Origin of the sequence: Streptomyces sp. NPDC021020 (assembly GCF_044333285.1) — a bacterium.
Taxonomy (GTDB): Bacteria; Actinomycetota; Actinomycetes; order Streptomycetales; family Streptomycetaceae; genus Actinacidiphila.
On record NZ_JBIRQQ010000019.1, the window covers coordinates 46,760 to 69,295 of the forward strand.

Genomic DNA, 22,536 nt, shown 5'->3' on the forward strand with positions numbered 1-22,536 from the left:
GTTTCTCCCCCATGACGAGGGCGGTGGTTCAGCGGTACTTACTTGCCGCCCGGCTAGCACATTGTCGTATGAGCACGGTACGGTGCTTACTAGCCGGGCGTCAAGTAAGTGCGTAGCCTCGTAGTCAGGCCCTACCGTGAGGGCTTTCGAGCCCGTCCCCCTCCCGGCGGAGGGTCACACAGCAGGAGAGCGACGGTCCCATGGGCACACCGCAGCAGGAGCAGCACGCCCGCGCGCGGGAGCAGCACGCCCACGCGCCCACGCACGCCCATGCGCACCCGCGCCGGGGCGACACCCGGGGCCGTATCCAGCAGGTCGCACTGGAGCTCTTCGCCGAGCAGGGCTACGAGAAGACCTCGCTGCGGGAGATCGCCGAACGCCTCGACGTCACGAAGGCGGCGCTCTACTACCACTTCAAGACCAAAGAAGACATCATCACCAGCATCGCCGAGGACCTGACGACACCGGTCGAGGACCTCGTGGCCTGGGCCGAGGGGCAGCCGCGCACGCTGGTGACCAAGCAGGAGCTGCTGCGCCGCTACAGCGACATCCTGTGGAAGTCCACGAACTTCTTCCGCTTCGTCCAGGAGAACCAGGCCACCGTCCGGGACCTGAACATCGGCGAGCGGATGAAGGGCAACCTCTCCGCGCTGGGCAACCTGCTCAAGGACCCGGGCGCGCCGCTGCCGGCGCAGGTGCGCAGCGTGACGGCGCTGTTCTCGATGCACGCGGGGATGTTCGTGATGCAGAACGTCGAGGGCGACCCCGAGGAGAAGCGCGCGGCCATCCTCGAGGTCGCCCTCGATCTTGTCGCCCAGGCGGAGACGGGCAGCACTCTTACGAGTTGACCCGTCCCGCGCCCGGTTGACGCGGTTCGGCGTTCGTTACGCCGCAGGTGTCGTCCCGGATCAGACGTTCACGCCGTGGGTCCGCAGGAAGTGCAGCGGCTCGACGGCGGAGCCGTAGATCGGGGTCGTACGGACCTCGAAGTGCAGGTGCGGGCCGGTCGAGTTGCCGGTGGAGCCGGACTTGCCGATCTCCTCGCCGGTGATGACCTTCTCGCCCACGTGCACGCCGATCTTCGACAGGTGGCCGTACTGGGTGTACAGGTGCGAGCCGTGCTTGATCACGATGTTGTTGCCGTAGGCGCCGCCCCAGCCGGCCGTCACGACGGTGCCGGTGTGCGCGGCCCGGACGGAGGTGCCGGACGGCACGACGAAGTCCTGGCCGGAGTGCTTGTGCGCCCAGTGCGGGCCGGCCTTGGCGAAGCCCGCGCCGATCGTGAACTTCTCGGTCGGCGTCGTCCAGCCGGCGATCCGCTTCGCGCGGTCGGCGGCGGCCTTCACGGCCGCGTTCTTCTTGGCCTCGGCGTCGGCCTTGGCCTTCGCCGTCGCCTGGGCGGCGGCGTCCTTCTGCGCCGTCGCCTGCTTCTGCAGGACGTCCGCGGCGGAGGTGGCGCTCGCGGCGGCCGGTGCCGGCGCCGCCTCGTGCGCGCCGCCGGCGGCGAACGCTGCGGTCGAGCCCAGCGCGAGCGCCGCGAGCAGCCCGCCGGTCACCACGGCCACACGGCCACGGGTCACGGTGGCAGCGCGGTTCTTCATCGTCGAGTTCTTACGCATGCAGGGAAATCCTCACGGGGTGGGGGTTGCGACGAGCCGGGGTCGGCCCGTGCTCCACCTTGGTAACCCGCGCCGACCTGGCGGGGCAAACACCCCACCTCCTACCTAGCGTCGTAAAACGGACAAATGCCAGCATTCTGCCCCCAGGGCTGGCGGCGGCGCCTACTAATCCGCTTCGTACGTAATCCACGTCACGTGGGTCAGCTCACCGCACAGCCCCTTTTCGAGGGCCGGGAAAGAGCGGCCGGGCACGGGAAAAGCCCCGGTCCGGGACCTTTGCGCAAGGTCCCGGACCGGGGCTTTCGGCCCCCGAGGGGGCGGGAGGGTCAGCCCTCCTTGGACAGGTTCGGCGTCTCGACGGGCGGGGCGTCGGCCACCGTCACCTTCTCCTCGCCGCGGAAGGTGAACGTCGCCGCGTCACCCTCGCCCTCGACCTCGACGACCACGATGTGGCCGGGACGCAGCTCGCCGAAGAGGATCTTCTCCGACAGCGTGTCCTCGATCTCCCGCTGGATCGTCCGGCGCAGCGGCCGGGCGCCCATCACCGGGTCGTAGCCGTGCTTGGAGAGCAGCTCCTTGGCCTCCAGGCTCAGCTCGATGCCCATGTCGCGGTCGCGCAGCCGCTCGTCCACCGCGCCGATCATCAGGTCGACGATCTGCAGGATGTCTTCCTGGCTGAGCTGCGGGAAGACGATGACGTCGTCCACACGGTTGAGGAACTCGGGGCGGAAGTGCTGCTTGAGCTCGTCGCTGACCTTGTTCTTCATCCGCTCGTAGCCGGACTTCGTGTCGCCCTGGGCGGCGAAGCCCAGGTTGAAGCCCTTGGAGATGTCGCGGGTGCCGAGGTTGGTGGTCATGATGATCACCGTGTTCTTGAAGTCGACGACCCGACCCTGGGAGTCGGTCAGGCGGCCGTCCTCCAGGATCTGCAGCAGGCTGTTGAAGATGTCCGGGTGCGCCTTCTCGACCTCGTCGAAGAGGACCACGGAGAACGGCTTGCGGCGCACCTTCTCGGTGAGCTGGCCGCCCTCCTCGTAGCCCACGTATCCGGGCGGGGAGCCGAACAGCCGGGAGACGGTGTGCTTCTCGCTGAACTCCGACATGTCGAGGGAGATCAGCGCGTCCTCGTCGCCGAACAGGAATTCGGCGAGCGCCTTGGACAGCTCGGTCTTACCGACACCGGACGGGCCGGCGAAGATGAACGAGCCACCGGGGCGCTTGGGGTCCTTCAGACCGGCGCGGGTGCGGCGGATCGCCTTCGAGAGCGCCTTGACGGCGTCCTTCTGGCCGATGATCCGCTTGTGCAGCTCGTCCTCCATGTGCAGCAGCCGGGAGGACTCCTCCTCGGTCAGCTTGAAGACCGGGATGCCGGTGGCGGTGGCGAGGACCTCGGCGATCAGGTCGCCGTCGACCTCGGCGACGACGTCCATGTCGCCGGCCTTCCACTCCTTCTCCCGCTTGGCCTTCGCGGCGAGCAGCTGCTTCTCGTTGTCCCGCAGGGACGCGGCCTTCTCGAAGTCCTGCGAGTCGATCGCGGACTCCTTCTCCCGGCGCACGTCGGCGATCTTCTCGTCGAACTCGCGCAGGTCCGGCGGCGCGGTCATGCGGCGGATGCGCATCCGGGAGCCGGCCTCGTCGATCAGGTCGATCGCCTTGTCCGGCAGGAAGCGGTCCGAGATGTAGCGGTCGGCCAGGGTGGCGGCCGCGACCAGGGCCTCGTCGGTGATCGACACGCGGTGGTGCGCCTCGTACCGGTCCCGCAGGCCCTTGAGGATCTCGATGGTGTGCGGCAGCGACGGCTCCGCGACCTGGATGGGCTGGAAGCGGCGCTCCAGGGCCGCGTCCTTCTCCAGGTACTTGCGGTACTCGTCCAGCGTGGTCGCGCCGATCGTCTGCAGCTCGCCGCGGGCCAGCATCGGCTTGAGGATCGAGGCCGCGTCGATCGCGCCCTCGGCCGCGCCGGCGCCGACCAGGGTGTGCAGCTCGTCGATGAACAGGATGATGTCGCCGCGGGTGCGGATCTCCTTGAGCACCTTCTTCAGGCGCTCCTCGAAGTCACCGCGGTAACGGGAGCCGGCGACCAGGGCGCCCAGGTCCAGCGTGTAGAGCTGCTTGTCCTTCAGCGTCTCCGGGACCTCGCCCTTGACGATCGCCTGGGCCAGGCCCTCGACGACCGCCGTCTTGCCGACACCGGGCTCGCCGATGAGCACCGGGTTGTTCTTGGTGCGGCGGGACAGCACCTGCATGACCCGCTCGATCTCCTTCTCGCGCCCGATGACCGGGTCGAGCTTTGTCTCTCTTGCGGCCTGGGTCAGGTTGCGGCCGAACTGGTCCAGGACGAGCGAGGTCGAGGGAGTGCCCTCGGCCGGCCCGCCGGCCGTGGCCGACTCCTTGCCCGTGGAGTAACCGGAGAGCAGCTGGATGACCTGCTGCCGCACCCGGTTCAGATCGGCGCCCAGCTTCACCAGGACCTGGGCGGCGACGCCCTCGCCCTCGCGGATCAGGCCGAGCAGGATGTGCTCGGTGCCGATGTAGTTGTGACCCAGCTGAAGAGCCTCGCGGAGCGACAGCTCCAGGACCTTCTTGGCCCGAGGAGTGAAGGGGATGTGGCCGGACGGGGCCTGCTGCCCCTGTCCGATGATCTCCTCCACCTGCTGGCGGACCGCCTCAAGAGAAATCCCGAGGCTCTCCAGGGCCTTAGCGGCGACACCCTCACCCTCATGGATCAGGCCCAGGAGGATGTGCTCGGTGCCGATGTAGTTGTGGTTGAGCATCCGGGCTTCTTCCTGAGCCAGGACGACAACCCGCCGCGCGCGGTCGGTGAACCTCTCGAACATCGTTAATCGCTCCTCAGAGCGGTAGGGCAGTGAGGGGTCGGTCCCCTCCCTGTCCTTCCGCATGCTAGTCCCGCACAGCGGCGCCGCTCACGTATCGACCCCCGCTGCGACGGGGAAAGCTGCGCTACCGGCTGACGTCACTCCCACAACCTCGATGGTGAGAGACGATGTTCCCGCAGGCCAGGCGAATACCTCTTTCTCTAATACGCCCGTGGCGAACGCCTGCCCCGCCGGTCGCGGCACCATCCCTTCCCACTAGGTACTTCTTACCCTGCGCGACCGACACTCCACACCGGATGTCGGTCAGGTGTGCGCTACGGGCGAACAGCCTTGCGCCCGGGCGAACACTTCACGCCGCCGTACCGCCCGCCGTTCGCCTACGGCATGTGTTCGTACGTACACGGCGCGTAACTCCGGCGCGTCCGGGAAGTTGCTCGGGCATGGGCTGGTACGAGGATGAGCTGGGCTGGCCGGTGGCCGAGACGTCCGGGGCGGCCGGGGCCGCGGCCGGCGCGGGCCCGGCGGGCGGGGTGCCGGGGCTGGTCACCGGCGTGCGCTTCGACGCGCTGGACGTGCCCGCGGAGGCCGGGTACGCGCTGCTCGGGCGCTTCCCGCGGCCCGGCGCGCTGGGGCCCGTGGCGCTCGACGGGCGCCGGGTGCGGCTGCTCGTCGCGGCGGGCTCCGCGGAGGAGCTGCCCGGCCTGCTGGAATGGCTGGACTGGGGCGGTATCCCGCTGGATCTGTCCGCGCTCGGCTCGGGCCGGCTGATGCGGGCGCCGGCGCACCCCGAGTGGGGCCGCCGGGAGGCCGCATACGACCGGTCGGCACCGGTGTGGCTGCGGCCCCCCCGGCCGGGCGTCGACATCGAGGCCGCGCTCCCCGCACTGCATGTCGCCGGGGATTCCGGCGGGGCCGATGGATCGGGGGTTCCCATCGGCCTTCCGGCCCTCGTCGCCGCCGCGGCGACGGCCTGCCACCGGATCGCGCTGCGGGCGCGTGCGCAGGATCAGCCGTGGGCCTTCTCGTACGCCTCGCGGATCGTGGCCGGCACCCGGCCACGGTCGTTGACCTCGTAGCCCTTCTCCTTCGCCCACGCGCGGATCTTCGCGGTGTCGGGCCCCGAGGCGCCCGCCCCGCGCGCCGCCTTGGTACGCCCGCGCCCGGCACGGCCACCGGTACGGCGACCACTGTCCGTGTACGGGTTGAGCAGCCCGCGCAGCTTGTCGGCATTCGCCGTGGTGAGGTCGATCTCGTACGTCACGCCGTCGAGTGCGAACGTCACTGTCTCGTCCGCCTCACCACCGTCGAGGTCGTCAACGAGAAGGACCTGAACCTTCTGTGCCACCGGCTTCCCTTTCATCGAAAACGGATTAACGGTAAAAGCAAAGCGCCTTTCCCGGGAAAACACAAACCCCTTGCACGAAGACGGACGCCCGAGACAGTGCGATCCGGACAAACCGGAACGTCACAGTTGCAGCAGCATGCGGCTGTTGCCCAAGGTGTTCGGTTTCACTCGCTCCAGGTCCAGGAACTCGGCGACGCCCTCGTCATTGGAACGGAGCAGCTCCCCGAACACATCGCGGTCGACCGGGGTGTCCCCGGTCTCCCGGAAGCCGTGCTTCGCGAAGAAGTCCACTTCGAACGTGAGGCAGAAAATGCGGCGGACTCCCAGCCAGCGGGCGGTCTGCAGCAACTTCACCAGCAGCTGGTGGCCGACCCCCGCGCCGCGCAGCGCCGGATCCACGGCCAGCGTTCTGACCTCGGCCAGGTCCTCCCACATGACGTGCAGTGCGCCGCACGCCACCACGGAGGCGTCCTCGTCGCGTTCGGCGACCCAGAACTCCTGGATGTCCTCGAATAGGGTCACCGTCGCCTTGTCCAGCAGGATGCCGTCGCGCACATAGCCGTCCAGCAACCGCCGCACGGCGGGGACATCCGAGGTGCGGGCACGGCGGATGGTCACGTCATTCGACACGAGGGGCATGGACGGACGCTATCGCCCTTCCGCATCGGGCGGACCCGAGGGGTCGACGGACTGGATGATGCGCATTGCGTCCCGCACCGCTTCGCGCTGTTCCGGGGACATCATGCCGAAGAAGTGGACCAGCGCCTCGGCCGGGTTGTCGCTCGCGGACCACGCCTCGTTCATCAGTGCGGCCGAGTATGCGGCTCTCGTCGATACCGCCTCATAGCGATAAGCGCGGCCATCGGCCTCCCTGCGCAGCCAGCCCTTCTGGCGCAGGTTGTCCATTACGGTCATCACCGTGGTGTAGGCGATCGTGCGGTCACGCGCGAGGTCCTCAAGAACCTCACGAACGGTGACCGGACGGTTCCACTCCCACACCCGGGTCATGACCGCGTCTTCGAGGTCTCCCAATGGCCGGGGCACACTCGGAATACTAAGCGGTGGTACGTCCGAATGCCCGGAATGCGGAGTTGCCGGGGGCCGGGTAGCGGATTGCGCGGGTCAGCGGTCCCCGTCGCCGGCGGCCTGGCGGGTGGCCTCGGCCTTGCTGAAGGCCGCGTCGACCGCGGCGTCCTCCCTGGCCTGGGCACCGCCCTGGTGCTTGACGATGGTGACGATCACGCACGTGAAGAGGATCGCCATCACCAGCGGGGGCACGATCGCGGAAACGTAGTCCATACCGCCAGAGTAGCCACGCCTCCCGCGCGTCCTGCATACGGGTACGCAAAACCCGCCGGAGGGGCCGGGAAAAGCCCGCCGCCCCGCACCCCGCACGGTGAATGCGGGGCCAATACCCGGGGAAAGCCGCGGGCGCGGGGCGGACGGTTCAGCGCGCGGAGGGCGGGCAGGGCGGGGCGGCGGCGTCCTTCGCCGGGGGCTCGGGGCGGGAGGGCGGCCGCGGCGGCCAGATCTCCGCGGGCGTGGGGGTGCGGCGGCCGGGCTCGGGGGCGGGCTGCTGCGGCCCGGTGGGCCGGGGGGCGCCCGGGGCCGGCCTCGGAGCGGGCTTGGGCTGGTCGGCGGCGGACGGACCGGGGAGGGTGAGCAAGCGGCGCGGCGCGGGCATAGGGGCCTCCAGACGCTGTCGTACGTCGTCGATTGCCTGGACTTTAAGTGCTAAGCGCACAAAATGCCCGCATCCCCTGCCGCCGGGTGCGTCGCCCCGCACCTCCCGCTACGTCGCCGGAACGTTGCGCTCGTACACCAGGCGCAGGCCGATCAGGGTCAGCCACGGCTCGTGCGTGTCGATGATCGACGCCTCGTTCAGCACCAGCGGCGCGAGCCCGCCGGTGGCGATGACCGTGACGTCGTCGGGGTCGGCGGCGAGCTCGCGGGCCATGCGCTCGGCGATGCCGTCCGCCTGCCCGGCGAAGCCGTAGAGGATGCCGGACTGCATCGCCTCGATGGTGTTCTTGCCGATGACGCTGCGCGGCCGGGCCAGCTCGATCTTGCGGAGCTGGGCGCCGCGCACGCCGAGGGCGTCGACGGAGATCTCGATGCCGGGGGCGATCGCGCCGCCCACGTACTCGCCCCGCGAGGACACCGCGTCGAAGGTCGTGGCGGTGCCGAAGTCGACGACGATGCAGGGGCCGCCGTAGAGGTGGACGGCCGCCAGCGAGTTGATGATGCGGTCCGAGCCGACCTCCTTGGGGTGGTCGACGAGGATGGGCACGCCCGTCTTGACGCCGGGCTCGACGAGGACGGCGGGGACGTCCCCGTAGTAGCGGCGGGTGACCTCGCGCAGCTCGTGCAGCACCGAGGGCACCGTGGAGCAGATGGCGATGCCGTCGATGCCGTCGCCGAGGTCGCCGAGCAGCGGGTGCATGCCCATGAGGCCCTGGAGCAGCACCGCCAGCTCGTCGGCGGTGCGGCGGGCGTCGGTGGAGATGCGCCAGTGCTCGACGATCTCCTCACCGTCGAAGAGCCCGAGGACGGTGTGGGTGTTGCCGACGTCGATGGTGAGCAGCATCCGCCCTCAGCTCTCCGCTCGCAGGTCCAGGCCGATGTCCAGGATCTTCGCGGAGTGCGTGAGCGCGCCCACGGCCAGGAAGTTCACGCCCGTCTCGGCGTAGGCGCGGGCGGTCTCCAGGGTGAGCCGGCCCGAGGACTCCAGGAAGGCGCGGCCGCCGACGACCGCGACGGCCTCGGCGGTCTCGGCCGGGGTGAAGTTGTCCAGCAGGATGAGGTCGGCGCCCGCGTCGAGCACCTCGCGCACCTGGTGCAGGGTGTCGACCTCGACCTCGATCGGCACGTCGGGAAATTCCTCCCGGACGAGCCGGAAGGCCTGCGCGACACCGCCCGCGGCGATCACGTGGTTGTCCTTGACCAGGGCCGCGTCCGACAGCGACATGCGGTGGTTGGCGCCGCCGCCGCAGCGCACCGCGTACTTCTCCAGGGCCCGCAGCCCCGGCGTGGTCTTGCGGGTGTCGCGCACCTGCGCCCGGGTGCCCTCCAGGGCGTCGGCCCAGGCGCGGGTGGCGGTGGCGATGCCCGACAGCCGGCACAGCAGGTTGAGGGCGCTGCGCTCGGCGGTGAGCAGGTCGCGGGTGCGGGTGCGTACGGTCAGCAGCTTGTCGCCCGCCGCGACCCGGTCGCCGTCCTCGACGTGCCGCTCGACCTCGAACTCGTCGGTGCACACCACCGACAGCACCGCCTCGGCCACCCGCAGGCCCGCGACGACGCCGGCCTCGCGGGCGGTGAAGTCGCCGACCGCGAAGGACTCCTCGGGGACGGTCGCGATCGTGGTGATGTCCACGCCCTGGTCGAGGTCCTCCTCGATGGCCATGTGGGCGATGTCCTCGACCTGGACCGGGTCGAGTCCGGCCTCCGCGATCAGCTCGGCGAGGTCGGGGTCGAGGCCGCACTCCAGCGGGTCCAGCCCGTAGCCGTCCGCGTAGTCGTCGGAGCCGCAGCCGCAGCCGTCCCCGCAGCCGCCGCCCGCTTCCTGCGGCGGGCCGATCGTCGGCAGCGGGAGGGCGACGGGCTGGCGGTCGGGGCTGGTCACTGGTGCTCCTTCGGAGGGCGGTGCGGTGGCCGCGGGCGGGCGGCGGGGGGCGTGCGGACGTGTGCGGCGGGCCCTGGCGGTACGGGCCGGGTGCGGCGGACGCTCCCGGCCCCCATCATCCCCGACTCAGCCGTCCGCCCGCGCCCCGCGGACCGGCGGGAAGTCGTGCCCGCCGGTGCCGCGGACGTCGAGCGTACGGTGCGGGGTCAGCCGGACGACGAGGTGCCTGCGCCAGTCCTGGTCGTCGCGCTCGGGACGGTCCTCGCGCCAGTGGCAGCCGCGGGTCTCCTCGCGGCGCCGGGCGGCGGCCACCAGGACCCGGGCGACCAGGCTCAGGTTGGTCGCCTCCCAGGTCTCGACGCACGGCTCGGCGGTCTTGCCCTCGCGGTCGTACGCCTCCACGGCCGCGGTGTGCAGCCGCTCCAGGGCGCCCGCGGCGGCCGTCAGCGACTCGGCGCTGCGCAGCACGCCCGCGCCCGCGGACATGATGCGCTGCACCTCGTAGCGCGCCTCCGAGGCCAGCAGCGGGGCGCCGCCGGGCTCCGGGACGACCCCCTGCGGGACCCGGGCGCCGCGCCCGTCGAGGGAGGCGACGACGTCCTCGGCGATGCGCTCGGCGAAGACCAGTCCTTCGAGCAGCGAGTTGGACGCGAGCCGGTTCGCGCCGTGCACACCCGTGCAGGCGACCTCGCCGCACGCGTACAGGCCCGGCACGGTCGTCCGGCCGTGCAGGTCGGTGCGGACACCGCCGGAGGCGTAGTGGGCCGCGGGGGCGACCGGGATCAGCCCGGTGACCGGGTCGATGCCGTGCGCGCGGCACGCGGCGAGGATGGTCGGGAAGCGCTCCTCCCACATGCGCGCCCCGAAGTGCCGGGCGTCGAGGAACATGTGCGCGGCGCCCGTCTCCTGCATACGGCGGGTGATGGCCTTGGCGACGATGTCGCGCGGCGCGAGCTCGGCCAGCTCGTGCTGCCCGAGCATGAAGCGCACGCCCTCGCCGTCGACGAGGTACGCGCCCTCGCCGCGTACGGCCTCCGACACCAGCGGCTGCTGCCCCTCGGCGTCCGGGCCCAGCCACAGCACGGTGGGGTGGAACTGCACGAACTCGATGTCGCTGACCTCGGCCCCGGCGCGCAGCGCCAGCGCGACACCGTCGCCGGTGGAGACCGGCGGGTTGGTCGTCGCCGAGAAGACCTGGCCCATGCCGCCGGTGGCGAGCACCACGGCGGGCGCGTGGACCGCCCCGACGCCGTCCCGCCGCCCCTCCCCCATGACGTGCAGCGTGACGCCCGCGGTGCGGCCCTCGGCGTCCTCCAGCAGATCCAGGACGAGGGCGTTCTCGATCAGCTCGATGCTCGCGGCCCGCACCGCCTCGATGAGGGCGCGGGAGACCTCGGCGCCGGTCGCGTCACCACCCGCGTGGACGATACGGCTGCGGTGGTGGCCCCCCTCACGGGTGAGCAGGATCTCGCCGGTGGCCGGGTCGGCGTCGAAGCGGGCGCCGGTCGCGATGAGGCGGCGGACCGCGCCGGGGCCCTCGCTCACGAGCAGGCCGACCGCGTTCTCGTCGCACAGGCCCGCGCCCGCGACGAGCGTGTCGTCCAGGTGCTGCGCGGGGGTGTCGCCCTCGCCGAGGGCCGCGGCGATGCCGCCCTGCGCCCAGCGGGTCGAGCCGTCGTCCAGATGCGCCTTGGTCACGACGGTGACCTTCGCGCCCGCCGCGGCGCAGCGCAGCGCCACGGTCAGCCCGGCCACGCCGGAGCCGACGACCACGACGTCGGCGGTGATGGCCCAGCCGGGGGCCGGGGCGTGCAGGCGTATGCCGGTGCTGCTTCCCGATGCGGTCATGACACGGCTCCGAATTCCAGCGGGATGTTGTCGATGAGGCGGGTGCTGCCGACCTTGGCGGCGACGGCCAGCACGGCGGGCCCGGTGTGGCCGGGGGCGGCCTCGGTGAAGTCGGCGGGATCGACGAGCGCGCAGTAGTCGAGGACGACGGGCGGCTCCGCGGCGGCCGCGGCGTCCAGGACCGTACGGGCCGCGTGCGCGACGGCCGCGGGGCCCTTCTGCGCCGCCTCCCGGCCCGCGAACAGGGCGCGGGACAGCGCGAGGGCCGAGGTGCGCTCGGCGGGCGACAGGTAGCGGTTGCGGCTGGACAGCGCCAGGCCGTCGGCGTCCCGCACGGTCGGGGCCGCGACGATGTCGACGGGGAAGTTCAGGTCGGTGGCCATACGGCGGATCAGGGCGAGCTGCTGGGCGTCCTTCTGGCCGAAGACGGCCGCCGCGGGGCGCGTCAGGTGCAGCAGCTTGGCGACGACGGTGAGCATCCCGTCGAAGTGGCCGGGCCGGGTGGCGCCCTCGAAGCGCTCGCCCATGGGCCCGGCGCTGATCCGCACCTGCGGCTGCCCGCCGGGGTAGACCTCGCCGGCGTCCGGCGCGAAGACGACGTCCGCGCCCGCCTGCTCCGCGAGCTTCACGTCGGCGTCCAGGGTGCGCGGGTAGCGGTCCAGATCCTCGTTCGGGCCGAACTGCAGCGGGTTGACGAAGACGGTCACCGTGACCCGGCCGTCCCCCGCGCGTGCACGGGCGGCGCGGATCAGCGAGGCGTGGCCCTCGTGCAGGGCGCCCATGGTCATGACCACGGCGGCCGCGGGCGGGAGATCCCCGGCGTGGTGGACCAGCTCGGTCATTCGGTGCCCTCGTCTCGGTGGGTGGGGTCGTCCGACAGGGCGCCGAGCAGCGCCTCCGCGGACTCGGCCTTGAGCATGCCGTTGGCCAGCGCGCGGTCCGCGGTGGCGCGGGCCATCGCGACGTACGACGGCACGTCCTCGGGCGCGTGGGCGCGCAGCTCGCGCAGGTGGGCGGCGACGGTGCCGGCGTCGCCGCGGGCGACCGGGCCGGTCAGGGCCGCGTCGCCGGAGCGCAGCGCGTTGTCCAGGGCCGCGCCCAGCAGCGGGCCCAGCATCCGGCCCGGCTCCTGGACGCCGGCCGTACGCAGCAGATCCCGCGCCTGCGCGACCAGCGTGACCAGGTGGTTCGAGCCGATCGCGAGCGCGGCGTGGTAGAGCGGGCGGGCCTCCTCGGCGACCCACTCCGGCTCCCCGCCCATCTCGATGACCAGCGCCTCCGCGGCCAGCCGCAGCTCACCGGGCGCCGTCACGCCGAACGTGCAGCCCGCCAGGCGCTGCACGTCCACCGGGGTGCCGGTGAACGTCATCGCCGGGTGCAACGCGAGGGGCAGCGCCCCGGCACGCAGCGCGGGCTCCAGCACGGCCGTCCCGTACCGCCCCGAGGTGTGCACGATCAGCTGCCCGGGGCGTACGGCACCGGTCTCCACCAGGCCGTTGACCAGCGCGGGCAGGGCGTCGTCCGGGACGGTCAGCAGCACGAGGTCGGCTTGCGCCAGCACCTGGCCGGGCTCGACCATCGGCACGCCCGGCAGCAGGGCCTCGGCGCGCCGACGGGACGCCTCCGACACGCCGGAGGCGGCGACGGGGCGGTGCCCTGCGAGTGCGAGCGCGGCGGCGAGGGCCGGGCCGACGCGGCCCGCTCCCACGACTCCCACGGTCAGCCGTCCCGGCCGTTCCTCCACCATTGCGCCTCCCGCTCGGGTTCTCGTCAATCCTACGCGAACCCCCTGCGGGGGGCGCCCTTCTGTGACGCGCCCAACTCCCCGCGCGCGGGGTGCGTCTGCGGCTTTCCCGCCGCGGGGGTGCCCGCGCCTTCGGCGCGGAGTGTTCCCACCCGCACCACCCGTGCGAGTAGGACGTCGTCTGACGGTCCTCCAGTGGGACCGCACCACCGCCGGCGGCGAGCCCGCCGTACAACCCGGAGGGGGACGGTGCGGGGTGCCCCCGCAGGAATGCGCTTCCCCGTACCTCACCAACACCGAAAGAGGGCGAACGCGCATTCCGAGGAGGTGCCCCGTGCCGGCACCCGACCCCACCCACCGGGAAGGGGCGCGATGCCCCGCCGGGTACACCGGGGGCGCGAGGAACTGCGCGACCAGCCCCCACCGGCAGAAGGTCGCGCGGAACACCGCAAGGGGCACCCCGGGGCGTACGCGTCGGGGCCGAGGTCCACCCCAAGGTGGACACCGGATCGGTCCGAGGGGTGACCCCGTGGAGCGGCGCGATCCTTACGCTGGGTTATGTGCAGCGCATCTACGACTTCTTCCGCCGCCACCCGACGGGGGTCGACACCTTCTGGGCCGTCGTCCTCCTCGTCGTGTGCGCCGTGTGGATCGTCGCGGACGCGACACCCTCGCCGGCGGCCCGCGCCGCCGCCGTACCGGTGTCCGTCGCGATGGCGACGGTCGTCGCGCTGCGCCGCCGCGCGCCCGAGCGCATGCTGCTGCTGGCCGTCGCGACGGGCCTGGCCCAGCTCGCGCTGGACGTGCGGGCGCCCAACCCGGGCGACGCCGCGATGCTCGCGATCATCTACACGTGCGCGGCGACGGGCACCCGCTGGTCCTCGCGGCTCGCGCTGACCGCGGGGCTGCTGGCGACGCCGATCGCGGAGGCGCGGTGGCCGCCGGAGGGCGAGTATTCGACGATCTGGACGACGCTGCTCCAGACGTTCTTCCTGACGATGGTCTTCGCCCTGTCCTGGGTGGTCGGCGACCGGCTGCGCACCCGCCGGGCGTACTACGCGCAGCTGGAGGAACGCGCCGAGCGCATGCACCGGGAGCGGGAGGCGCAGTCGAAGGCGGCGGTGGCCGCCGAGCGGGCGCGGATCGCGCGGGAGCTGCACGACGTGGTCGCGCACAACGTGTCGGTGATGGTCGTGCAGGCGGACGGCGCCGCGTACGTCATGGACGCCGCCCCGGACCAGGCGCGGCAGGCGCTGAGCACGATCTCCACGACCGGCCGGCAGGCGCTCGCGGAGATGCGCCGGCTGCTGGGCCTGCTGCGGGCGGGTGACGACGCGGGCGGCGAGTACGTGCCGCAGCCGGGCGTGGACCAGCTCGCGGACCTGATCGACCAGGTGCGCGGCGCGGGCCTGCCGGTGCGGTTCGAGGTCGCGGGGTCGGCCCGGCCGCTGTCCAGCGGCGTGGAGCTGACGGCGTACCGCATCGTGCAGGAGGCGCTGACGAACGTGCGCAAGCACGGTGGGGACGGGGCGAGCGCGAGCGTCGTGCTGGGCTTCGGCGACCAGGAGCTGGATCTGCTGATCGAGGACGACGGGCGGGGCGGCGCGGACGCGCTGTACGAGGAGGGCGGCCGGGACGGCCTCGGCCAGGGCCTGATCGGCATGCGGGAGCGGATCGGCATGGTCGGCGGCACGCTGACGGCCGGGCCGCGCCCCGGCGGGGGTTTCCGGATCAGCGCGGTGCTGCCGCTGCGGACCGGTCGCTGAAAAAACGGGATCAGAACCGGTATCGGGATCGGGAGAACGACGGATGGGGACGTGATGGGAATCCGGGTCATGCTCGTGGACGACCAGGTGCTGCTGCGCACCGGCTTCCGGATGGTGCTGGCCGCGCAGCCGGACATGGAGGTCGTCGCCGAGGCGAGTGACGGCGCGGAGGCCCTGGAGGTGCTGCGCGCCACCCGGGTGGACGTCGTGCTGATGGACGTGCGGATGCCGCGGATGGACGGGGTGGAGGCGACACGGCGGATCTGCGGCGGCGACCGGGAGCGCGAGGACGGCCCGCGGGTGCTCATCCTGACCACCTTCGACCTGGACGAATACGCGTTCGCCGCGCTCAAGGCGGGGGCGGCCGGCTTCATGCTCAAGGATGTGCCGCCGGACGAGCTGCTGGCCGCGATCCGCGCGGTGCACAGCGGGGACGCGGTCGTCGCGCCCAGCACCACCCGGCGGCTGCTGGACCGCTTCACGCCCATGCTGCCGACCCCCGAGTCCGAGCCGCGGCACAAGGAGCTGGAGAAGCTCACCGACCGCGAGCGCGAGGTGCTGCTGCTGGTCGCGCAGGGCCTGTCGAACGGCGAGATCGCCGCGAAGCTCGTGCTGTCGGAGGCGACCGTCAAGACGCACGTCGGGCGCATCCTCACCAAACTGGGCCTGCGCGACCGGGTGCAGGCGGTCGTGCTGGCGTACGAGTCGGGTCTGGTGCGGGCGGGCGGCGGCGGGTTGTGACGAGGCGGCGGGGCTGAAAGCCGCCGGGGCGGGTACGGACCGGACTGACGCGGAATCAGCGGATCAGCGCGTCAGCGGAATCACCGGCGCGGAATCAGAAGCGCAGCCCGGCGCGTTTGATCAACACCGCGGCGCGGCAGGCGGCGCAGTGGACGGACAGGACTACGGGGAGGCGCCATGCGCGCGATCGTCATCGAGGAGTTCGGCGGGCCGGACGTGCTGCGGCTCGTGGACGTGCCCGATCCGGAACCGGGGCCCGGCGAGATCACCGTCGCCGTCGCCTTCGCGGGCGTCAACTTCGCCGACATCATGGCCCGTACGAAGGGCTACCAGGTCGACGCGCTGCCCTTCCGGCCGGGCCTGGAGGTCGCCGGGCGGGTGCTCGCGGTGGGCGAGGGCGTCACGGGGCACGCGCCCGGTGACGAGGTCGCCGCGTTCGTCCGCGGCGGGGGGTACGCCGAGATCGCGGCCGTGCCCGCCGCCAGCGCCTTCACCGTGCCTGCGGGGCTCGACCTGCGGACCGCGGCGACGCTGCCGACGGTGATGCCGACGGCGTACGGCGTGCTGCACGACGTGGCGCGGCTGCGCGAGGGCGACACCGTCCTGGTGCAGGGCGCCGCGGGCGGTGTCGGCACGGTCGCCGGGCAACTGGCGCGGCTCGGCGGGGCGAAGGCCGTCTACGGTGTCGTCTCCAGCATGGACAAGGCGCCGCACGCCCTGAAGTCGGGCTACGACCAGGTCTTCCTCGACACGGACTTCGACGAGAAGGTGCGCGCGGCGACGGGCGGGCGGGGCGTGGACGTCGCACTCGACGCGGTCGGCGGCGAGACCTTCCGCCGTACGCTCGCCGTGACCGCGCGCTTCGGCCGCCTGGTGTCCTTCGGCAATTCCGGCAATGCCGCGCCCTGGCAGATCGGGCCCGGCGACGTCTACCCCGCCGCCCGGTCCGTCGCCGGCTTCTCCCTCATGGGCCTCGCCGCGCAGGATCCGGCGCGGCTGCGGGAACTCGCCGACGCGGCCTTCCGCACGGTGCTCGACGGGGGCGTCGAGCTGCCCGTGACGGCGGAGCTGGACCTCGCCGACGCGGGCGAGGCGCACCGGCTGGTGGAGTCCCGGGCGACGACCGGCAAGCTGCTGCTGCGCGTCTGAGCGGCGGCCACCGGCGGGAGCCGTCCCGCCGGTGGCCGCGGGCGCGTCAGGGCAGGCGGCGTGCGAAGTCGGCAGCCGCCGCGTGGACGTCGGACTCCGTCCACTCCAGGGCCTCGCGGCCGACCGTCATCTCCAGCATGGACAGGCCCGGCATGCGGGGCTCGAAGAACGCGTAGCGCCCGAAGAGGGATTCGCCGCGCTCCTCGGCCTGCTCCAGCGCGGCCCTGTTCAGCACGTCCTCGGGGTAGGGCAGCCACACCTGGAACTGGTGGGTGTGCGGCGCGTCCGGGTAGGTGCGCGGCCAGGTCGCGCCGCCCGCCGCCAGGCCCTCGCGCAGCGCCCGGGCCACGACCTGGGCGTGCGCCACGTACGACGGCAGCCGCGGCAGCTCGTTGCGCAGGCCCGCGAGCGCGGAGAGGACCGCCGGGAACTGCATGAAGACCTGGCCACCGTAGCGGTGCCGCCACGCCTTGGCCTCCGCCACGAAGTCCGCGGAGCCGGCGAGGGCGGCGCCCGAGATGCCGTCCAGCGACTTGTAGTAGCTGACGTACACGCTGTCGGCGAGGCCGGCGATCTCCTGGAGCGTGTGCCCGAAGTGCGGCGGGCACTCCCACAGGCGGGCGCCGTCGATGTGCACGACGGCGTCCCGCTCGCGGGCCGCCTTGACCGTCGCCGTCAGCTCGTCCCACGTCGGGAGCACGTAGCCCGCGACGCGCAGCGGCAGCTCCAGCATGAGCGCGCCGAACGGCTCGTCGAGATCGGCGACCTCCTCGGCGGAGGGCATCCGCGGATCCCGCGTCGGGTGCACGGTCCGCAGGCCCGTCAGCACGCTCAGGGCGTCCCGCTCGTACATCTCCGGATGCGCCAGCGGATGCAGGGCCACCAGGGGGTTGCCGGTCCGCCCCGCCCACGTCCGCAGGGCGACCTGCTGGGCCATCGTGCCCGTCGGGAAGTACGCGGCCGCCTCCGTCCCGAGCAGTTCCGCCGTGCGGCGCTCCAGCTCGCCGACGACGCTCTTCTCATCCCCGTAGAGGTCGACCGCCTCGGAGGTGTCGTACGCCTCCGAGCCCTCCCGTACGAGCCGCGCGAACCGCTCCGCGATCGACTCCCGCGGCGGATTCGCGAGCACCCGCCCACACGCCTTGACCGCGGCGACCCGCCGCGCCTGCTCTTCGCTCTCACCCATGAGCCGATCTTCCCTCACGGGGGCCGCCGCCCCGGGCTGCCCCCCGGGGTGCTTTGCGCGACCTTGCGGTGCGTGGGGGCTGAGCGCCCAGTTCCCCGTGCCCCTGGGTGAGTGCCACCTGGCGTGGCATGTCGCCTTCCCCCCGGTGGGGGCTGGTCGCGAACGCCACCGCACGGGGCAGCCGGAGCGCGAAGGGGCCGAACTTCCGCGGGTGTCAGCCCGCTCGGCGGTGGCTGGGGCGTGGGGAGGACGAGGAGCGGCTGCGCTTCTCGACGTACATGCGCTGGTCCGCGGAGTGGAGGATCTCCTCCACCGTCATGCCGCAGCCGGCCCAGCCGATGCCGAAGCTCGCGCCGACGCGGACCGCGCGGCCGTCGACGCGGATGGGCGGGGTGATCGCGTTGCGCAGCCGCACCGCGAGGTCCGCCGCGTCCGCGGGCGCGAGGCCGTCCGCGAGGACGACGAACTCGTCGCCGCCGAGGCGGGCGACGGTGTCGCCGTCGCGCACCGCGCCGGTGAGGCGGCGGGCGACCTCGATGAGGACGGCGTCGCCCGTGTGGTGGCCGAAGCGGTCGTTGATGGACTTGAAGCCGTCGAGGTCGCAGAAGAGGACCGCGAGCCCCTTGCCGGGCGCGGGGTCGCGTTCCTCGGGCACGGCGACATGGGTGTGCGAGTCGTAGCCGATCGCGCCGAGCGGCGAGGCCAGCTCGTCGGGCCCGTAGCCGTAGCTGAAGGCGAATTCGTCCGGCCCCTGGACCTCCGCGGCGAGCGCGGCCGCGTCCTTGTCGCCGGGGCGGTTGCAGATCCGGGCGGTGAGCCGGGAGCGGAGTTCCGCGCTGTTGGGCAGCCCGGTGAGGGAGTCGTGGCTGGCGCGGTGGGCGAGCTGCAGCTCGCGGCTCTTGCGGTCCTCGATGTCCTCGACGTGCGTGAGCAGGAAGCGCGGCCCGTCCGTGGTGTCGGCGACGACGGAATTGCGCAGCGACACCCACACGTACGTGCCGTCGCGCCGCGCGAGCCGCAGCTCGGCGCGGCCCCCTTCCGCGGAGGTGCGCAGCAGCAGGCCGACGTCCTCGGGGTGGACGAGGTCGGAGAAGGAGTAGCGGCGCATGACCGAGGCGCTGCGCCCGAGCAGCCGGCACAGCGCGTCGTTGGCCCGCAGCAGCCTGCCGTGCTGGTCGCCGCCCATCTCGGCGATGGCCATGCCGCTGGGCGCGTACTCGAAGGCCTGCCGGAAGCTCTCCTCGCTGGCCCGCAACGCCTGCTGGTCGCGTTCCAGCCGGACGAGGGCGCGCTGCATGTTGGCGCGCAGCCGGGCGTTGCTGATGGCGATGCCGGCCTGGAAGGCGTACATCTGCAGCGCCTCCTGGCCCCAGGGCCCGGGGTGGCGGCCGCTGGAGGGGCTGTCGACGGATATGACGCCGAGCATGTCGCCGCCGCCGCCGAGGGAGGCGTACATGGGGGCGTAGAGGCGGTCGCCGGGGTGCCACTCGTCGGCGAAGCGGGGCAGCGGGCCGTCGGTGTGCCACTGCGGTACGTCGTCGTCGTTGAGGACCCAGCCCTCGGTGTGCGGGATGAAGCGCAGCGAGCCCCAGCGCTGCCCCATGCCGAGCCGCCGGTCCCAGGCGGCGCGGGAGCCGACCTTGCCGGTGAGCAGCGCTTCGCCCGCCTCGCTGCCGGCGAAGGCGGCGACGACGAGGTCGCCGTCGGGCCGTACCAGGTTGACGGCGGCGAGGTCGTAGCCGAGGCCGGTGACCACACCGTCGGCGACGGCCTGGATGGTGTCGGCGAGGCTGCGGGCGGTGTTGAGGTCCGCCACGACCTGGTGCAGCTGACGCAGGGTCGTGAGGCGGACATACGGCTCCGATTCGGTATCCATGCCCCTCTCCGCGCCCTGGACGGCCAACTCCCGTGGTCTCCGCGATACATCCGATGACGCCGCTGGCACCGGGTTACTCCGGCCACTGAATCACAGCGAGCTGTGCGGTCGGTACACAGGGTCAACAATATCTGCTGCTTGTGACTCAAGTCACATCATCGCGTAAGCATGTGAATACAGAGGGTGCGGCCGGTCCGGACCGATAGGCCTAGGCCCGGTACCGGTTATGAGTGGGACCACAGCCCGATCCGTATTCGCCTACCGAGCCGTAACGTGAGGTACGTGCTGCACTCACCGAGCGACCGGCATGCTGGGACCACCATGGCCCACACTGTCGACCCCGATGCCTTCCGCGCCGCGATGACCCGCCTCACCGCGGGCGTCGTCCTCATCACCGCGCACGACCCGGACGACGGGCCGCGCGGCGAGGACGTCGGCATGACCGCGACCGCCTTCATGTCCGTCTCCCTCGAACCGCCGATGGTGCTGGTGAGCGTACGCACCGGATCCCGGATGGACGAGCTGCTCGAACGGCAGCCGCGCTGGGCCGCCTCCGTGCTCAGCGAGAGCCAGCGGCACATCGCCGGTCGCTTCGCGCTGCGCGGGCGGATCAGCGACCGGCTGCTCTTCGAGGACATCTCCTACTACCGCGGCGAGCACTCGGGCGCACCCGTGCTCGGCGGGGCGCTGTCGATACTGGAGTGCGAGACCGCGCAGCGCGTGCCCGCCGGGGACCACACGCTGGTGGTCGCGCACGTCCTGGACGCGCGCACCCCCAGCGCGGAGGGCGGCCCGCTGGCGTACTTCCGCGGGCGCTACCGCTTCCTGAGCTGAGCCCCGCGACCGCGCGGGGGGCTCGGTGGGTGGGCCCGGGGCCTGGGGGTCACTCCCAGCTGCCGCCGGAGCGCCCCCGCTTGGTGTCGCTGCGCTGCTTCTTCACCCGCAGCCGCCGCTCGTTGATGCCGCGCGGGATCTTCGTCGGGCGCCGGGCCTTGGGCGGCGGCGCGGTCGCCTCGGCCAGCAGCGCCGCGAGCCGCGTCGCGGCCGCGTCGCGGTTGCGCCACTGCGAGCGGTGCTCGGAGGCGCGGACCGTGACCACGCCGTTCACCAGCCGGCCGGCCAGCCGCTCCAGCGCGCGCTGCTTCCACACCGGCGGCAGCGCCTCGGTCGCCGCGACGTCGAACCGCAGCTCCACCTGGCTGTCCGAGGTGTTCACATGCTGCCCGCCGGGCCCCGACGACCTGGAGAAACGCCACAGCAGCTCCGACTCCGGCACGGAGACGGAGCCGCGGATGGTCAGTGGCCCGTACATGCCTTCCATGGTCGCGCGTGCGCCGCCCCGGCGCACGGGATTTAGCGCGCGGGACGGAACCACCGGATCCCCGGTCCGCGTTCAGTCCGATGACGGTAGTTTCGACCGCAACACCTACGACCAGACATAAGGGGACTTCCCATGGCGGTAAGCCTGACCAAGGGCGGCAACGTCTCTCTGACCAAGGAGGCGCCCGGCCTGACGGCTGTGACGGTCGGCCTGGGTTGGGACGTCCGTACCACCACCGGCACGGACTTCGACCTCGACGCGAGCGCCATCGCGGTCAACGCGGAGGGCAAGGTCTACTCCGACGGCCACTTCGTCTTCTTCAACAACAAGCAGACGCCGGACCAGACCATCGTCCACACCGGCGACAACCGCACGGGCGAGGGCGAGGGCGACGACGAGGCGATCAACGTCAACCTGGCCGGCCTGCCCGCCGACATCGAGAAGATCGTCTTCCCGGTGTCGATCTACGACGCCGAGTCCCGCAGCCAGAACTTCGGCCAGGTGCGCAACGCATACATCCGCATCATCAACCAGGCCGGCGGCGCGGAGATCGCCCGCTACGACCTGAGCGAGGACGCGGCGACCGAGACCGCGATGGTCTTCGGCGAGCTCTACCGCAACGGCGCGGAGTGGAAATTCCGCGCGGTCGGCCAGGGCTACGCCTCGGGCCTCACGGGCATCGCCACGGACTTCGGCGTCAGCCTCTGACGTCCCTGTCCCCGCAGGACCCCGACGGCGCTCCTCCCCCACAGGCGGGAGGGGCGCCGTTCCCCTGCCGGGGAGCGGTGGGGCGGTTCCCCTGCGCGGGGCCTTCCCCCTGCGCGGGGCCTTTCCCCTGCCGGGGAGCGGTGGGGCCGGGGCGGTCTGGGACGATCGACCCGTGATCGACCTCGGCTACGCGCTCTCGCGCCGCTTTCCCGACCCGCCGCAGACGGACTACCGCACGGCGGACGTCCGCGCCCTGCGGCACGACCTCTTCTGCGGCGACGTCTACATCGCCGAGGGCGAGCGCGAACTCGCCACCGCGTGGGGCTGGGTGCCCGTCCTCGACTTCGCGTGGGCGCTGTGCGACATCGCCGAGCAGCTCGACCGCGACCCCGCGGGCAGCCGCGCCGCCCGCCCCCAGCACGCGGAGTTCGACTTCACGGAATCGCCGGACCGGCTCCGCTTCGTCCGCCGCTTCGGCTTCGTCGACGTCACCGCGGACTGGCTCCCCGAGGAGCCGCCCCTCTCCGTCCGCCACGCCGACCTGCGCCGCGAGGCCCGCGACTTCCTGCAGGACGTCGTGGCCGACCTCACCGACCTCCATGACGGCCTGGCGGCCAACCCCGCGGTCTGGACCCTCCTCTCCCGCTTCCCGCGCGTCTGAGCCTCGGCCTGCGGCGCCGGGCAACCACCAGGGGCGCGGGGAACTGCGCGCTCAGCCCCCACCGGCCGGTGGTCCGGTACGAACCGAACTGCCCCTTCGGGCCGGTGACGACG

At 72.5% G+C, this 22,536-nt stretch carries 22 protein-coding genes; 8 read left to right on the forward strand and 14 right to left on the reverse strand.

Translation table 11 applies throughout. The features are described 5' to 3' along the window. Window positions 1-200: 200 nt before the first annotated feature. Window positions 201-848 (forward strand): TetR/AcrR family transcriptional regulator, encoded by a 648-nt coding sequence (locus ACH4SL_RS36680; RefSeq protein ID WP_398454520.1) that lies wholly within the window; start codon window positions 201-203, stop codon window positions 846-848. 60 nt (window positions 849-908) lie between these two features. Here ACH4SL_RS36680 and ACH4SL_RS36685 read toward each other — a convergent pair whose 3' ends face one another. Together ACH4SL_RS36685 and ACH4SL_RS36690 are read right to left on the reverse strand one after the other, a co-directional pair. Continuing rightward, window positions 909-1,619 (reverse strand): M23 family metallopeptidase, encoded by a 711-nt coding sequence (locus ACH4SL_RS36685; RefSeq protein WP_398454522.1) that lies wholly within the window; start codon window positions 1,617-1,619, stop codon window positions 909-911. A 326-nt stretch (window positions 1,620-1,945) separates the two neighbouring features. Further along, window positions 1,946-4,456, reverse strand: a complete 2,511-nt coding sequence (locus tag ACH4SL_RS36690; RefSeq protein WP_398454524.1) for an ATP-dependent Clp protease ATP-binding subunit — start codon at window positions 4,454-4,456, stop codon at window positions 1,946-1,948. Between the two features lie 440 nt (window positions 4,457-4,896). Between ACH4SL_RS36690 and ACH4SL_RS36695 the strand changes: the two genes are divergently transcribed. Beyond that, window positions 4,897-5,532 carry an SCO3374 family protein gene (locus ACH4SL_RS36695; protein ID WP_398454526.1) on the forward strand — a complete coding sequence of 212 codons (636 nt, stop codon included), beginning with the start codon at window positions 4,897-4,899 and terminating at the stop codon, window positions 5,530-5,532. Here the strand turns inward: ACH4SL_RS36695 and ACH4SL_RS36700 are convergent. The 9 genes from ACH4SL_RS36700 to ACH4SL_RS36740 form a co-directional block, all read right to left on the reverse strand. Continuing rightward, window positions 5,463-5,801 (reverse strand): Lsr2 family protein, encoded by a 339-nt coding sequence (locus tag ACH4SL_RS36700; RefSeq protein WP_031524250.1) that lies wholly within the window; start codon window positions 5,799-5,801, stop codon window positions 5,463-5,465. The two genes, ACH4SL_RS36695 and ACH4SL_RS36700, sit on opposite strands and share 70 nt — an antisense overlap. A gap of 120 nt (window positions 5,802-5,921) precedes the next feature. Next, window positions 5,922-6,440: an amino-acid N-acetyltransferase gene (locus ACH4SL_RS36705; RefSeq protein WP_398454529.1), complete on the reverse strand. Its 519-nt coding sequence runs from the start codon at window positions 6,438-6,440 to the stop codon at window positions 5,922-5,924. A 9-nt stretch (window positions 6,441-6,449) separates the two neighbouring features. Continuing rightward, window positions 6,450-6,845, reverse strand: a complete 396-nt coding sequence (locus ACH4SL_RS36710; protein WP_078862728.1) for a BlaI/MecI/CopY family transcriptional regulator — start codon at window positions 6,843-6,845, stop codon at window positions 6,450-6,452. Window positions 6,846-6,923: 78 nt separating this feature from the next. Next, on the reverse strand, window positions 6,924-7,100 hold the full coding sequence (locus ACH4SL_RS36715) for a hypothetical protein (RefSeq protein WP_398454533.1): 177 nt from the start codon (window positions 7,098-7,100) through the stop codon (window positions 6,924-6,926). A 493-nt stretch (window positions 7,101-7,593) separates the two neighbouring features. After that, complete coding sequence (locus ACH4SL_RS36720) at window positions 7,594-8,388, reverse strand: type III pantothenate kinase (protein ID WP_398454535.1); 795 nt, start codon at window positions 8,386-8,388, stop codon at window positions 7,594-7,596. Window positions 8,389-8,394: 6 nt separating this feature from the next. Then, window positions 8,395-9,387, reverse strand: a complete 993-nt coding sequence (gene nadC / locus ACH4SL_RS36725) for a carboxylating nicotinate-nucleotide diphosphorylase (protein ID WP_398454576.1) — start codon at window positions 9,385-9,387, stop codon at window positions 8,395-8,397. Between the two features lie 162 nt (window positions 9,388-9,549). Then, entirely contained in the window at window positions 9,550-11,271 is a 1,722-nt protein-coding gene (locus ACH4SL_RS36730; RefSeq protein ID WP_398454539.1) for an L-aspartate oxidase, read from the reverse strand. Next, window positions 11,268-12,113 (reverse strand): pantoate--beta-alanine ligase, encoded by an 846-nt coding sequence (panC, locus tag ACH4SL_RS36735; protein ID WP_398454542.1) that lies wholly within the window; start codon window positions 12,111-12,113, stop codon window positions 11,268-11,270. The genes ACH4SL_RS36730 and panC overlap by 4 nt, the downstream gene beginning before the upstream one ends. Further along, window positions 12,110-13,018, reverse strand: coding sequence for a Rossmann-like and DUF2520 domain-containing protein (locus tag ACH4SL_RS36740; RefSeq protein ID WP_398454544.1), 909 nt, complete (start codon window positions 13,016-13,018; stop codon window positions 12,110-12,112). Before ACH4SL_RS36740 ends, panC begins: the two co-directional genes overlap by 4 nt. A gap of 557 nt (window positions 13,019-13,575) precedes the next feature. Here ACH4SL_RS36740 and ACH4SL_RS36745 point away from each other — a divergent pair. The 3 genes from ACH4SL_RS36745 (at window position 13,576) to ACH4SL_RS36755 (ending at window position 16,671) form a co-directional block, all read left to right on the forward strand. Then, window positions 13,576-14,781: a sensor histidine kinase gene (locus ACH4SL_RS36745; protein WP_398454547.1), complete on the forward strand. Its 1,206-nt coding sequence runs from the start codon at window positions 13,576-13,578 to the stop codon at window positions 14,779-14,781. Window positions 14,782-14,835: 54 nt separating this feature from the next. Continuing rightward, entirely contained in the window at window positions 14,836-15,522 is a 687-nt protein-coding gene (locus ACH4SL_RS36750) for a response regulator (protein WP_398454579.1), read from the forward strand. A 177-nt stretch (window positions 15,523-15,699) separates the two neighbouring features. Then, window positions 15,700-16,671 carry a zinc-binding alcohol dehydrogenase family protein gene (locus ACH4SL_RS36755; protein WP_398454550.1) on the forward strand — a complete coding sequence of 324 codons (972 nt, stop codon included), beginning with the start codon at window positions 15,700-15,702 and terminating at the stop codon, window positions 16,669-16,671. A 46-nt stretch (window positions 16,672-16,717) separates the two neighbouring features. Here the strand turns inward: ACH4SL_RS36755 and ACH4SL_RS36760 are convergent, their stop codons facing one another. Both ACH4SL_RS36760 and cdgB read right to left on the reverse strand, forming a co-directional pair. After that, window positions 16,718-17,857, reverse strand: a complete 1,140-nt coding sequence (locus ACH4SL_RS36760) for a threonine aldolase family protein (RefSeq protein WP_398454553.1) — start codon at window positions 17,855-17,857, stop codon at window positions 16,718-16,720. Window positions 17,858-18,071: 214 nt separating this feature from the next. Beyond that, window positions 18,072-19,733 (reverse strand): diguanylate cyclase CdgB, encoded by a 1,662-nt coding sequence (gene cdgB / locus ACH4SL_RS36765; RefSeq protein WP_398454556.1) that lies wholly within the window; start codon window positions 19,731-19,733, stop codon window positions 18,072-18,074. Window positions 19,734-20,054: 321 nt separating this feature from the next. On the opposite strand from cdgB, the gene ACH4SL_RS36770 reads away from it, so the two are divergent. After that, the gene (locus tag ACH4SL_RS36770) at window positions 20,055-20,567 is read left to right on the forward strand and encodes a flavin reductase family protein (RefSeq protein WP_398454581.1); all 513 of its coding nucleotides are present in this window, start codon (window positions 20,055-20,057) and stop codon (window positions 20,565-20,567) included. Between the two features lie 49 nt (window positions 20,568-20,616). Here the strand turns inward: ACH4SL_RS36770 and arfB are convergent, their stop codons facing one another. Next, a complete protein-coding gene (arfB, locus tag ACH4SL_RS36775; protein ID WP_398454559.1) occupies window positions 20,617-21,054 on the reverse strand; it encodes an alternative ribosome rescue aminoacyl-tRNA hydrolase ArfB in 438 nt (145 codons plus the stop codon). 132 nt (window positions 21,055-21,186) lie between these two features. Here arfB and ACH4SL_RS36780 point away from each other — a divergent pair, with 132 nt between their 5' ends. Next, window positions 21,187-21,762: a TerD family protein gene (locus ACH4SL_RS36780; RefSeq protein ID WP_398454562.1), complete on the forward strand. Its 576-nt coding sequence runs from the start codon at window positions 21,187-21,189 to the stop codon at window positions 21,760-21,762. A 172-nt stretch (window positions 21,763-21,934) separates the two neighbouring features. Next, window positions 21,935-22,423: a hypothetical protein gene (locus ACH4SL_RS36785; RefSeq protein WP_398454565.1), complete on the forward strand. Its 489-nt coding sequence runs from the start codon at window positions 21,935-21,937 to the stop codon at window positions 22,421-22,423. The last annotated feature ends 113 nt before the right edge of the window (window positions 22,424-22,536 follow it).

Excerpts from the sequence above, each read along its gene's own strand:
- ACH4SL_RS36720 (WP_398454535.1), bottom strand. The coding sequence starts at position 8,388 with ATGCTGCTCACCATCGACGTCGGCAACACCCACACCGTCCTCGGGCTC.
- ACH4SL_RS36755 (WP_398454550.1), top strand. The coding sequence starts at position 15,700 with ATGCGCGCGATCGTCATCGAGGAGTTCGGCGGGCCGGACGTGCTGCGG.
- ACH4SL_RS36685 (WP_398454522.1), bottom strand. The coding sequence starts at position 1,619 with ATGCGTAAGAACTCGACGATGAAGAACCGCGCTGCCACCGTGACCCGT.
- ACH4SL_RS36740 (WP_398454544.1), bottom strand. The coding sequence starts at position 13,018 with ATGGTGGAGGAACGGCCGGGACGGCTGACCGTGGGAGTCGTGGGAGCG.
- ACH4SL_RS36695 (WP_398454526.1), top strand. The coding sequence starts at position 4,897 with ATGGGCTGGTACGAGGATGAGCTGGGCTGGCCGGTGGCCGAGACGTCC.
- ACH4SL_RS36680 (WP_398454520.1), top strand. The coding sequence starts at position 201 with ATGGGCACACCGCAGCAGGAGCAGCACGCCCGCGCGCGGGAGCAGCAC.
- cdgB (WP_398454556.1), bottom strand. The coding sequence starts at position 19,733 with ATGGATACCGAATCGGAGCCGTATGTCCGCCTCACGACCCTGCGTCAG.
- arfB (WP_398454559.1), bottom strand. The coding sequence starts at position 21,054 with ATGGAAGGCATGTACGGGCCACTGACCATCCGCGGCTCCGTCTCCGTG.
- ACH4SL_RS36770 (WP_398454581.1), top strand. The coding sequence starts at position 20,055 with ATGGCCCACACTGTCGACCCCGATGCCTTCCGCGCCGCGATGACCCGC.
- panC (WP_398454542.1), bottom strand. The coding sequence starts at position 12,113 with ATGACCGAGCTGGTCCACCACGCCGGGGATCTCCCGCCCGCGGCCGCC.
- ACH4SL_RS36760 (WP_398454553.1), bottom strand. The coding sequence starts at position 17,857 with ATGGGTGAGAGCGAAGAGCAGGCGCGGCGGGTCGCCGCGGTCAAGGCG.
- ACH4SL_RS36715 (WP_398454533.1), bottom strand. The coding sequence starts at position 7,100 with ATGGACTACGTTTCCGCGATCGTGCCCCCGCTGGTGATGGCGATCCTC.
- ACH4SL_RS36705 (WP_398454529.1), bottom strand. The coding sequence starts at position 6,440 with ATGCCCCTCGTGTCGAATGACGTGACCATCCGCCGTGCCCGCACCTCG.
- ACH4SL_RS36780 (WP_398454562.1), top strand. The coding sequence starts at position 21,187 with ATGGCGGTAAGCCTGACCAAGGGCGGCAACGTCTCTCTGACCAAGGAG.
- ACH4SL_RS36730 (WP_398454539.1), bottom strand. The coding sequence starts at position 11,271 with ATGACCGCATCGGGAAGCAGCACCGGCATACGCCTGCACGCCCCGGCC.
- ACH4SL_RS36690 (WP_398454524.1), bottom strand. The coding sequence starts at position 4,456 with ATGTTCGAGAGGTTCACCGACCGCGCGCGGCGGGTTGTCGTCCTGGCT.
- ACH4SL_RS36750 (WP_398454579.1), top strand. The coding sequence starts at position 14,836 with ATGGGAATCCGGGTCATGCTCGTGGACGACCAGGTGCTGCTGCGCACC.